The organism is Duganella guangzhouensis (genome assembly GCF_009674535.1).
Classification (GTDB): domain Bacteria; phylum Pseudomonadota; class Gammaproteobacteria; order Burkholderiales; family Burkholderiaceae_D; genus Rugamonas; species Rugamonas guangzhouensis.
In genome coordinates, this window is sequence record NZ_WKJK01000006.1 from 102,900 (window position 1) to 115,093 (window position 12,194).

The window sequence follows — 12,194 nt, forward strand, 5'->3', positions numbered from 1 at the left end:
CTAACCTCAGTCAGAAAAATAATGGAAGCCTTCCTCGTCTCCACCGGCATTGTCGCCCTCGCAGAAATCGGCGACAAAACCCAGCTCCTCGCATTCGTACTTGCCGCCAGGTTCCGCCGTCCCTTACCCATCGTTGCCGGGATCTTCGTGTCCACCATCGCCAACCATGCTTTTGCCGCCGCCATCGGAGCCTGGATCACCAGCCTGATGGGACCGGAATTGCTGCGTTGGGTGCTGGGCGCGTCCTTCCTGGCGATGGCGGCATGGACGCTGGTGCCGGACAAACTGGATGACGAAGACACTCAGCTCGCCAAGTACGGCGTGTTCCTCACCACCGTGATCGCCTTCTTCCTGGCCGAGATGGGCGACAAGACCCAGGTCGCCACGGTGGCGCTGGCGGCGCGCTACCACAGTGTGGTGGCCGTGGTGTGCGGCACCACGCTGGGCATGATGCTGGCCAACGTCCCTGCGGTCTACTTCGGTGACAAGATCGCCAACAAGGTCTCGCTCAAGCTGGTGCACGGCATCGCCGCCGTCATCTTCGCGGTACTGGGCGTGGCGACCCTACTCGGCGCCGGCGCCAGCTTGGGTGTCTAAGGCAGGCACCAGCAGCTCGACGCGGTGGCTACCGCCGCTGTCACGCAGCGCGATCAAACGGTCGGGCTGCGGCACACCATCCACCGTCATGATCGGCGCCGAGGTCGCGCCTTTCGTGACGCGGATCTCGTAGATGGTGCCGCCATAGCGGTAGTTCAGCGAGAATGTGTTCCAGTCCTGCGGCATGCGCGGCTCCAGCTTCAGATGGGTCGCGCTGCGCGTCAGGCCGAGTAGCGATTCCAGTATCAAGCGATACATCCAACCCGACGAGCCGGTGTACCAGCTCCAGCCGCCGCGCCCCACATGCGGCGGCACGGCGTAGACGTCGGCCGTCACCACATACGGTTCCACCTTGTACACCGCGACACCTTCAGCGCTGCGGCCGTGCATGACCGGATTGATCATGCGCGCCAGTTCCCACGCCCTTTCGGTTTCCCCCAGGCTGGCGAAGGCCATCGCGGTCCAGATCGCGGCGTGGGTGTACTGGCCGCCATTCTCGCGCACACCCGGCACGTAACCACGGATGTAGCCCGGATTCGGCCCGGCTTTATCGAACGGCGGGTCCAGCAACTGGATGATGCCGGAATCGCGCCGCACCAGGCGCTGATTGACCTGCTCCATCGCGCCGCGCACCCGCACCGGATCGGCGGAACCGGACAGCACGCCCCAGCTTTGCGAGATCGAATCGATCTGGCATTCTTCATTGGTGTGCGAGCCGAGCGGCGTGCCATCGTCGAAATAGGCGCGGCGATACCATTCGCCGTCCCACGCATGCTGCTCGACGTTGGCGGCGATGCGGCGCGCCTGTTCACGGCACTCGGCCGAGAACTCAACGTCCTGACGCAAGTCAGCCACTTCGGCAAAGCGCTTCAGCACTTCGCACAGGAAGAAGGCCAGCCACACGCTCTCCCCTTTGCCATGTTCGCCCACTTTGTCCATGCCGTCGTTCCAGTCGCAGGAGCCGATCAGCGGCAGGCCGTGTTGGCCGAAGCGCAGGCCGTTGCGGATGGCGCGCTGACAGTGCTCGTACAGCGTGCCTTGTTCGCCGGAGCGCTGCGGCATGTCGTAGTAAGAGTCCTCTTCCAGCTTGACCGCGCGGCCTTCCAGATATGGCGCGGTTTCATCCAGGATGCTTGTGTCGCCAGTGGTCGAGACGTAGCGCCAGGCACCCAACGGCAACCACAGATAATCGTCCGAGCAGTGCGTGCGCACGCCACGGTCCGACGGTGGATGCCACCAGTGCTGCACATCGCCTTCCAGGAACTGGTGGGCGGCACACAGTAGCAGTTGGTCACGCAGCAGTTGCGGTTGCGTATGGATGGTGGCCATCGCATCCTGCAGTTGATCGCGGAAGCCGAACGCGCCACCAGACTGGTAGTAACCGCTGCGCGCCCAGATGCGGCAGGCGATGGTCTGATACATCAGCCAACCGTTGGCGAGAACGTCCAGTTCCTTTTCCGGCGTCTCGATCTTCACCGCACTCAAGGTCTGCTCCCAGTGCGCATGCACGGCGGCCAGCGCTTCCTGCGCGGCGCCGGCGCTGCGGTGTTTCTGTACCAGGATGCTGGCGTCCGCATTACGGCGACCGCCCACGCCCAGCACGAACACAATCTCGCGCTCCTGTCCCGGCAGCAGATCGAACGGCGCCTGAATCGCCGCGCAGGCATCCAGGCCTGCGCCGATCTTGCCGGACAGGCGCGAACGCTTCAGCGCCGCCGGCGCCGCCAGCGAGCCGTTGCGGCCCACGAATTCGGTGCGGTCACCGGTGAAGGTGCGCAGCGAGGCGTCGCAATTGAAGAAGGCCACGCGGCCGCTGAACTCCGTGTTGTAACCATTCTTGGCAAACAGCGCGCCACTGACCGGATCGGCCTCGGTGACGAGGTGCATGCCGGACTTGGAACGCATATCACCCAGCACCCACTCCACATAGCCAAAGGCCGACAGGCGACGCTGCACCAGCGAGTCGTTGCGCACCTTGAGCACGGTGTACTTGATCGGCGCGTCAACCGCGACGAAGGTCGTCATCTCGCTGTGAATGCCGGCCTCGATATGTTCAAACACGCTGTAACCGAAACCGTGGCGCGTGACGTACACGCCGTTGCCGCGCGCCGGCAAGGCGGTCGGTGACCAGAACTGGCCGCTCTGCTCATCGCGCAGGTAGAACGCTTCGCCGCTGGCGTCGCTGACCGGGTCGTTGTGCCACGGCGTGATGCGGTACTCGTGCGCGTTCTCATGCCAGGTGTAGGCCTGGCCGCTTTCCGAAATCACGCTGCCGAACTGCGGATTGGCCAGCACGTTGGACCACGGCGCCGGCGTGCGCTGGGTGGCGCTGGTGGTGATGACGTATTCGCGGCCATCCGGCGAGAAGCCGCCGATACCGTTTTCCAGCACCAGGTCGTGCGGCTGATGCGTGACCGGACCGGCATCCGCATACTCGCCACGGCTGTCGGCCAGCAGCGGCGGCATGCGCATCGACGGCGGCGCCGGACGCTTGATCTGCTCGGCCAGTGTGCCGCGTGCATCGCTGATGATGACGCGCGCCACCGACTGCATCAGGATGCGGTCCTCGTTCGGAATCTGGTCGATCAGGCGCACGAAGATGCCGCCCGGCCGGTCGATCGCCTGGGCGTCGATGCCGGAAGCGATCAGGCCCATGATCTGATCGTGCAGCGCCTGGCGATAGCCCGACAGATCCTCGTACCAGATCACCAAGTCCACCACCAGCCCTTTCAGACGCCAGTAGGCGTGCGCCTGCACCATCTGGCGCGCCAGCTCGATGTTGGCCGCGTCTTTAATTTGCAGCAGCACGATCGGCAGGTCGCCGGAAATCGCATACGCCCACAGGCCGGACTGGCCGCGCTGATTCTTGATCAGCGTCGATGCCTCGGCGCGCAAGCCGCCATTCGGATAGATCACCGAATTGGCCAGGCGGCTGTACAACTGGCCGTCGGCCTCGCTGGCGTTCAGCTGACGCAGCACCACCTGGCTGTGGGTCCACGCCAGTTCGAACACGCGGTCGGCCAGATGGCGATCCTGATATTTATCGATCAGGTGCAGCGCGGTGTCGCGCTGTTCGGTCATGCCGGTGACGATGTCCACCGTCGCAAACTGGTCCGGCTTCAGCGTGATGGTGTAGCGGATCGCCACCACCGGGTCCAGCACCGAACCTTCGGCGCCGCTCAATGCACCCTCGGCCAGCATGGCGGTCGGCGCCATCGCGGTGTTGCCACGGCCGATGAAGCGCGAGCGGTCGGTTTCGAACGACACCTCCAGCACCGGCGCATCGTGCACCATCATCGAATGCATCAGCCACGGCATCACCTCGTGCGCGCCGCGCGGACGGCGCGTGCACAGGATGGCGTTTTCATGCTTGAGGATCTCGGTCTGCACGAACAATTTGCTGAACGCCGGGTGGGCGTTGTCGGCGGCGGCAGGTGCCATCACCACCTCGGCAAAGCTGGTGACCTCGATGGTGCGCACGCGGTCCGACTTGTTGGTGATGCGGGTGCGGCGCAATTCGATATCGTCTTCCGGCGACACCACGATTTCGGTGTACAGATCGATGTGGCGGTCGGAGCGGCGGAACTCGGCGCGGCCTTCGGAGAACACTACCTCGAACTTGCGTGGATCGACCAGCGTGGGCTGATAGGTGGTGGACCAGAATTCGCCGTCTTCCAGATCGCGCACGTAGCAGAAATTGCCCCAGTTGTCGCGCGTGCTGTCCTCGCGCCAGCGCGTCACCGCCAGGTCTTTCCAGCGGCTGTAGCTGCCGCCGGCGTTGGTGACCATGACGTGATAGCGGCCGTTGGACAGCAGCTGGGTTTCCGGCAGCGGGGTTGAATGCTGGGTCAACACGCGCATCGGCATCGTCTGATCCGGTCCGTTGCTGCGGATCGCGGCCGCCATCTCGGTGGTGTTGGAATAGAACGCGCCCGCCTGCGGGCTGCGTTCCTGCAGCACCAGCAGCGTCGATTGCAGCAGCGGGTCGGACTCGAAGCGGCGCTGCATCGGCCGGTCGTGCAGCAGATAGCTGAGCGCCAGCAGGCCCATGCCCTGATGGTGCACCATGAAGGAACGAATGATGGCGTAATTCTGGCCGCGCGGCAGGCGCGATGGCGTGTAGTCGATCGCCTCGTAGAAGCCGTAGCGTCCCATGAAACCGGTATCGGCCATTTTCTGCAGATTGGCGCAGGAGGCTTCCGGCTGCACCATCAACCCCATCATGGTGGCGTAGGGCGCGATCACCAGATCGTCGGCCAGGCCGCGCTTCAGGCCCAGGCCTGGCACGCCGAAAGCGCGGTACTGGTAATTCAGGCTGGCGTCGACGGTGTTGTAACCCGACTCCGAAATGCCCCACGGGACGTTGCGGCGCTTGCCGTAATCAATTTGCGCATCGATCACCGACTGGTAGGTCTGATCCAGCAGCGTGTTCGGATAATTCGGCATCACCAGCAGCGGCATCAGATACTCGAACATCGAACCGCTCCACGACAGCAGCACCGGCTTGCCGGACACGATGCACAGCTGGCGTCCCAGCGCGAACCAATGATCCTGCGGCAGCTGGCCCTGCGCGATGGCGACAAAGCTGGCCAGGCGCGACTCCGAGGCCAGCAGATCGTAATAGCTGGCGTCCAGCCGGCGGTCGGTGACGTTGTAGCCGATCGCCAGCAGATTGGTGGTGGGATTGAACAGGAAGGCATATTCCATCTGCGCGAACGCGGCGCAGCGTTGCGCCAGATCGGCCAGCGCGCGCATGCGCTCATGCGCGGCGGTGCTGCCCTGTTCGAACAACGCGGCCAGCCGCTGCTGGCGTTCCAGTTCATCCGGCGCCAGATTGGTGGCGGCGATATCGTTGGTGGCGCGTGCCAGCGCCGCCAGTTCGCGCAGCGTCGGCATGCGCGTCATGCTGGTGTCGAAGATGGCATCCGCAGCCAGCGCGGCCCATGGCGTTAGCGCGTTCAATTCAGCCAGCGCGGCGCGGCATTGCTGCAGCAGCGAGTCGGCCCAGCTGAGCGCAGCCTCGCCATGCGCGGCGGCCTGCGGCTGGATAGCTTCCGACGCAGCGCTCATCCGCGTCAGCCAGGTGTGCAACTGCTGCAGGTTGCCGGCTTCCGGCGCCGGCGCCAATGCGGCCAGCAGTTCATCGATGCCGCTGCTGTCCGCAACGGTGACGGCATCGCCAGCCATGGTTTCCCGCAGCACGCGCACGGTGGCGATGACGCCATTGACAATCTGCGGTCCCAGCACCGGTTCATCATACAAACCGGTCAGGCCGGGCTGCATGGTCAACAGATGGCCCGCCAGGTTGCCACTGTCGACCGACGAGATATAGATCGGGTGCAGCGGCTTCAGGGTCAGCGTGTCATACCAGTTGTAGAAGTGGCCGTGGTGGCGCTCCAGCAGGTCCATGGTGTTCAGCGTGTTGGCGGTGCGCTCCATCATCTGTCCCACCGTGATGTAGCCGAAATCGGCCGCGCTCAGATTAGCCAGCAGCGCCATGCCGATATTGGTCGGTGACGTGCGGTGCGCCACCACCTGCACCGGATGCTCCTGCATATTATCCGGCGGCAGCCAGTTGTCGTCCGGGCCGACGAAGCGATCGAAATACGCCCAGGTGCGGCGCGCCAGGTTGTGCAGGAACTGATGCTGCTCCGGCGTCAGCACCGCGTCCTTGCGCGGGATCGGACGGCTGATCCAGTCCGCCACCGCCGGCGCCAGCAACCAGGCCAGCAGGAACAGCGCGGCCGGCGGCAGACTGGCAGGACGCCAGCCCAGCAACCAGCCGCCGACGAACAGCGCCAGCACCGGCGCGGTCCACATGGTGCGCCAGGTACTGGCACTGCCATCGGCCTGGCGCGACAGCGCGGAGGCGCGCCACTCCAGCAGCTTGCGGTGCGAGATCAGCGAACGCCACAGACTGCGCAAGATGGCGTCCATGCTGAAGTAAGCTTCGTATGGCAGGAACACCAGCATCAGAACCGCGTGCGAGAACTGCATGCCGGCGCGCCGCAGCGAGGCGCGGATATGCTGGCTCCACAAGGTATCGCGCGGACGGTGGACCAGGTCATACAGCATGCTGACCAGCGGCGGCACAAAGATCACCGCCAGCACGGCACCGGTCCACAGCCACGGATCCGGCAGCCAGCGCCACGCGGTAATCAGCGACAACACCAGCGCCGGCGCGGTCAAGCTGCGGCGCAGGTTATCGAACAGCTTCCAGCGCGACAGCAGCGACAGCGGATTCTTTTCACGCTTGCCGCTGCGCCCCGGAACACGGCCGGCCAGCCAGCCGATCAGCTGCCAGTCACCGCGTATCCAGCGCTGGCGACGCGTCACATCCTCGCTGTAGCGGGTCGGATAGGCTTCGTACAGCTGCGCATCGCTCAGCAGGCCGGCGCGCAGATAGCAGCCCTCCAGCAGATCGTGGCTGAGGATTTTGTTTTCCGGCAGATGGCCGCCCAGTACCTGCTCGAACACGTCGACATCGTAGATGCCCTTGCCGATGAAAGAACCTTCGAAGAACACGTCCTGATACACGTCCGACACCGTGCGGGTATAGGGATCGATGCCCGGTTCGCCACCGCACAGCTTCTCGTAGCGCGACGCATTCTCGCTCGGCAGCGCCACCGCCACGCGCGGCTGCAGAATGCCATAGCCTTCGGTGACGCGGCCACGTTGTTTGTCCACGCGCGGCCGGTTGAGCGGATGCTCCATGGTGGCGATGAACTGCGCCGCGGCGTCGCGCGGCAGCTGGGTATCGGTGTCCAGCGTGATGACGTAGCGGATGCTTTCCAGCTCCGAGGTTTCACCCAGCACCAGCGAGAATTTTTCGCGCGCGCCGCCGCGCAGAAAGCGGTTCAGATCTTCCAGCTTGCCGCGCTTGCGCTCATAACCCATCCACACGCCTTCCTGCGGATTCCACAGGCGCGGCCGATGCAGCAGCAGGAACGGCGCATGCGGCTGATCGCCGGCATACTTGTGATTGAGATGCGCCAGGCAGCGCTTCATCTGCTCGATCAACGCATCATCGTTCGGCATTTTCTCCGCGCGAGAATCGGCGAAATCGGTCAGCAGGCAAAAGCGCAGATTGGGATCGCGATTGGCGAGGAAGCGCACCTCCATCTGCTCGAACAGATCCTCGATATTCTCCTTGCTGTAGACCAGCGTCGGCACCACCACCAGCGTGCGTGCCTCGGCCGGGATGCCATCCTTGAAGTCCATGCGCGGCAAGGGTCGAGGATGCGTGACCAGCGTGGCCACCCAGTTCACCAGACTCAGTGCCAGCTGGCTGCTGCCCAGCAGCGCCAGCACGCCCAGCGCCGCCAATACCACGCCATGCACGCCGTGATAGGCCGCGCGCTCCAGCAGCAGCGCGGTGGACACCAGCGCAATCGCGGCGATCGCGCCCAGATAGGACGTCAGAGGAGAAGCGCTAGAGGTTTGCTGGAACGCCTCCAGCCATGGGCGGCGCATGCCAGTCTGTTTTTCCAGCGCGGCCAGGCCGCCGCCGATCAAATAGAAACCAACGTGGCCATGGCGCGCATCGCCCTGGCCGTGATGCGCCTGTGCCAGCGCCAACGCCTGCTGCGCCACTTCCACTTCGCTGAACTTCGAGCGCTTGGCGATCTTCTCGATGGCGTGGCGGTACTGGTCGCGGGTGGCGAATTCCATTTTGCCGTAGATGTCGGCCGGATCTTCGCGCAGCGTTTGTTCGACCACGCTCATGGTCTCGACAAACTCCTGCCAGTCCATGGTGCCGAGGAAGCGCAGGCTGCCGATGCTGTTGGCGATCGACACCTGCTCGGCGGCCTGCTGCTGGATCTCGGTCTGAATCTGCTGCTCGATGGTCTGGCCGGATTCGGCCAGGCGGTGCGTGATCCAGGTCAGCGCCAGCGTCAGCGCGGGACTCTGTCCTTGCAGGCGGCGCGCCAATTCGGCCACGAAGGCGCTGGTGATGGGCGGATTGGAGCGGGCCATATCGGCCACCATCAGAATCAAGCCGCTGGGATTTTTTTCCGCCACCTCGGTCATCTGATCGGCCCAGGTGTTGGCGAGGTCGCGCTGGATGCGGTTTTCGGCCACGCGCGCGGCCACGCGGCGCAGGTTTTCGATCAGCGCCAGCCGCAGCATGATGGGAATCGCCCACAGCTCGCCAAGCTTGAGCGTGGCCACCTCCTGATACGCGTCGACGAAGCGGCACAGCGATTCCGGATCGACGCGGCCATCGCCGTGCGAAATGATTTCCAGCGCGATCTTGTAGACGCGCGGGCAGCCATCCGGCGCGCCCTTGCCCAGGCGAGGCAGCTCCTTGCTGTAATTCTTCGGCAGGTGACGGCGAGCGATGCGGATCTGCTCTTCGATCAGATAGAAATTATCCAGCAGCCATTCGGAAGCGGGCGTGATCTGGCGGCCGGCCTTGACGGCGACGGTCAGCTCATCACAAGTGGAATCAATAACGGCCGCGTTCTCCGCCAGTCGCGCCAGCAGGCGATCGCGGCCGCCGCGCTTGCTGAGTTCGTGATGCATGGCCAGCGTCTTACCATGCGCGGCCATCTGCGCCGCGCTGAACAGCTCAGCGCGCAGCGGCAAGTCCTCATCATCGTCGTCGGACACCAGCGAGGCAGTTTGGGATTCGCGGAAGCCGAGCGACATCTCGGGCAGCAGGGGATTGGACTTGTTCAACTTAGACCTCGCTTCGAATTCTGCGAATGGGAAATTATGTCTCAGAGCATCGTACGAGGGCGCACGGCAGGCGACTGTACGGTGACGTACATAACAAGGTCAGCAGACAAAGATGGGGTCAGGTCCATCATTTCTACACGGACTCAACCGTAGCGCGGGCGCTACGGTTGAGTCCGTGTAGAAATGATGGACCTGACCCCGGAGTGGGTGAAAAAAAATCAGGCGGCCAGTGGCAGGGGGACGGCTAGCGCGAGGCCGCCGTTGAGGCTGTAGGCTTGGGGGTGGCCGAGACGGCGCAGGCAGTGCGCGGCTTTCAGGCTGCGGTTGCCGCTGCGGCAGAAGAAGATCAGCGGTACCGGGGTTTCATGTAGCCATAGACTGGCGTACTCGGCCAGGCGGCTCAACGGTACGCTCAACGCGATGCGGCCGGCCGGTGCCGGCGATAATGTGGCGGCGAATTCATAGGGCTCGCGCACGTCGATCAAACGGGCTTCCGGATGGGCTTGCAGGAAGGCGTCCAGCATGCTGCTGTCGAGTTGTACGCCGTTCGCGAGCGTTGCCGTCGGGGTAGTTGTCATGCTGAGGCAAAACTGATTCTGCTCATCGCGGGTTGGACACAGTAAGGTGCGCCCATCGGTGCAGTCGCGCAGCATCTGCTGCGCTGGCTTGGCACTGAAGGCGAAGCGTACGGCTTGCGCTTTCAATTGTCCGTCCTCCGGCGTGCCCAGCAGATAGGCGCGCAGTTCGTCGCCGGTGCCGCACGGAAGCGCCGCCAGCACCTGGGCGCCCAACCGGACCGCGCCGGCGCGGGCGCCGTTGGCCAGTGCCACACTGGCGGCGTTGGCTGGCCAGCCGTACTCGTCAGCTTCGGCATGGCGGTTGTAGTGGCGGCCCAACGCGTCGATCAGCATGCCGCGGCCGGCGTTCGGCAAGGTGCTGACGATGGCTTGCACCTGGTAGTTCTGGCAGCGCACGTAGGATTCGATGCGCGCCACATGGTCCGGCAGCGGGTCGATGACGATGCAGCTGCGGCTGGCGGCATCCAGCAACAGCCAGCTGCACGCGCCTTCGACACCGAGTTGCAGCAGACCATCATGCGGCACGGCGGTGCGCTCGGATGGGATCAGGCAACTGGCGCGCAGCGCGGCGCCGCAACGTTCGATGCGGGCGCAAGCGGCGGCGATGGTGGCGTCGTCGGCCAGCGGGCCGAACGACATGCGGATGGCGCCGGCGCTGCGCCACAGCGGCAGGCCCATCGCGTCCAGCACGTAACTGGGCGCGGCCTTGGACGAGGAACAGGCGCTGCCGGCGCTGACGCGTACCTCGGCGGCGTCGAACACGTCCATCAATTCGCGGCTGGAAAGGCCTGGTACGGCGAAGTTCAGCGTGGTTGGCAGCGCTTTGTCGAAGGGATTGTTGAATACCACGCCCGGCAGCGCGGCGCGCAGGCTGTCCGCCAAACGGGCGCGGTAGGCGCACAGTTCGGCTGGAGTGCGGAAGGTGTCGCCGCGCTCCAGCGCCGCCAGCACCGCGCCCAGGGCGGCGATGCCGGCCATGTTTTCGGTGCCCGAGCGCTGCCCGGCTTCCTGGCCGCCGCCCATGATGAGGGCGGTGAACGGCGCGCCGGCACGCACATACAGCATGCCGATGCCTTTGGGCGCATACAGTTTATGACCGGAGAACGGTGCGTAATCGATGCGGGTTGACGACAGATCCAGCTTGAGCTTGCCCAACGCCTGGACGCAGTCGACCATCCAGTAGGCCTTGCTGCCGGTGTCGCTGAGCATAGCTTCGATGCCGCTCAGATCGCTGATGACGCCGGTTTCGTTGTTGGCGGCCATGGTACAGACCATGGCGGCGTTGGCGGCGATCGCGCGCAATGCGTCGAGGCGGTGGGCGCCGTCGGCGTCGACCGGCAACTGGTGCAGCGTTAGATTCAGGCCCAGCAGGCGGTTCCAGTGCGCCAGGCTTTCCGGCACCGCCTTGTGTTCGGTGGCGCCGTAGACCAGCAAGGTGCCGATGGTCTCGCCGGCGTCGCGGCGCTCGCGCAGCGCGACCAGCGCCGACAGCACGGCGGTCTGAATGCCTTCGGTGGCGCCGCTGTTGAACATCAGGCGGCCGCTGCCGACGCCGAGCAGGCGCATGGCGCGGGCGCGCGCGTCGTCGAGAATGACCTTGGCCTTGAGGCCGGTCGCGTGGGTACTGCTCGGATTGCCGTAGCGCTGGCCCATGGCATCAGCGGCGGCGGTAATGGCGGCAGGCAGCACAACGCTGGTGGCGTTGCTGTCGAGATAGATTTCGGTAGTCATGCACATAGCTTACTAAGTCAGAGTGAAATAGTCGTACCAAAATTCTGCGCTCAAGCATAAGATGTAGTCATTTTATGCTTTGATTTTCCTATTTTTAGAATGAACAATCTTGACCGCTACGATTACGCCATCCTGGACGCTCTGCAACGCGACGGTACGCTGTCGGTTGCCCAGCTCAGCGAGCAAATAGGTTTGTCGTCCACGCCGTGCTGGAAACGGCTGCGGCGGCTGGAGGAGGAAGGCTATATCGAGAACCGCGTGGCCATCATCAACCGCCGCAAGGTGGGCTTGCCGGTGACGGTGTTTGTCAGCATCCGCATCACCCAGCACGACGAGAAATGGTTCGCACACTTTGCCGCCGCCGTGGCAGCCTTGCCGGAGGTGCAGGAATTCCATCGCATGAGCGGTGATATCGACTATCTGCTGAAGGTGGTAACCAGCGATATCGAAGGATATGATCGCTTTTACAAGAAGTTAATCAAGTCTGTGCAGCTGACCGGCGTCTCGTCGGCGTTTTCGATGGAGCAAATCAAAATTACCACGGCATTGCCGCTCGGTCTGGTCTCGCACCAATAAAGTGCAATCGTGCGATAATGCGCCATTTCA

Annotated in this window: 4 protein-coding genes; 2 read left to right on the forward strand and 2 right to left on the reverse strand. The window is 64.2% G+C overall.

From position 1 onward, the window contains the following. The first annotated feature begins 21 nt into the window (after nucleotides 1-21). The gene (locus GJ699_RS13095; RefSeq protein ID WP_154376843.1) at nucleotides 22-597 is read left to right on the forward strand and encodes a TMEM165/GDT1 family protein; all 576 of its coding nucleotides are present in this window, start codon (nucleotides 22-24) and stop codon (nucleotides 595-597) included. Here GJ699_RS13095 and GJ699_RS13100 read toward each other — a convergent pair. Both GJ699_RS13100 and GJ699_RS13105 read right to left on the reverse strand, forming a co-directional pair. Next, on the reverse strand, nucleotides 565-9,249 hold the full coding sequence (locus tag GJ699_RS13100; RefSeq protein ID WP_154377313.1) for a GH36-type glycosyl hydrolase domain-containing protein: 8,685 nt from the start codon (nucleotides 9,247-9,249) through the stop codon (nucleotides 565-567). The two genes, GJ699_RS13095 and GJ699_RS13100, sit on opposite strands and share 33 nt — an antisense overlap. A gap of 248 nt (nucleotides 9,250-9,497) precedes the next feature. Further along, nucleotides 9,498-11,588, reverse strand: coding sequence for an aminotransferase class V-fold PLP-dependent enzyme (locus GJ699_RS13105; protein ID WP_154376845.1), 2,091 nt, complete (start codon nucleotides 11,586-11,588; stop codon nucleotides 9,498-9,500). Between the two features lie 99 nt (nucleotides 11,589-11,687). Here GJ699_RS13105 and GJ699_RS13110 point away from each other — a divergent pair, with 99 nt between their 5' ends. Beyond that, a complete protein-coding gene (locus GJ699_RS13110) occupies nucleotides 11,688-12,164 on the forward strand; it encodes an Lrp/AsnC family transcriptional regulator (RefSeq protein WP_154376847.1) in 477 nt (158 codons plus the stop codon). Nucleotides 12,165-12,194: the final 30 nt, after the last annotated feature.

Bases quoted from the DNA above. Each gene is read 5' to 3' on its own strand.
- GJ699_RS13095 (WP_154376843.1), top strand. From the start codon at position 22: ATGGAAGCCTTCCTCGTCTCCACCGGCATTGTCGCCCTCGCAGAAATC.
- GJ699_RS13100 (WP_154377313.1), bottom strand. From the start codon at position 9,249: ATGTCGCTCGGCTTCCGCGAATCCCAAACTGCCTCGCTGGTGTCCGAC.
- GJ699_RS13105 (WP_154376845.1), bottom strand. From the start codon at position 11,588: ATGACTACCGAAATCTATCTCGACAGCAACGCCACCAGCGTTGTGCTG.
- GJ699_RS13110 (WP_154376847.1), top strand. From the start codon at position 11,688: ATGAACAATCTTGACCGCTACGATTACGCCATCCTGGACGCTCTGCAA.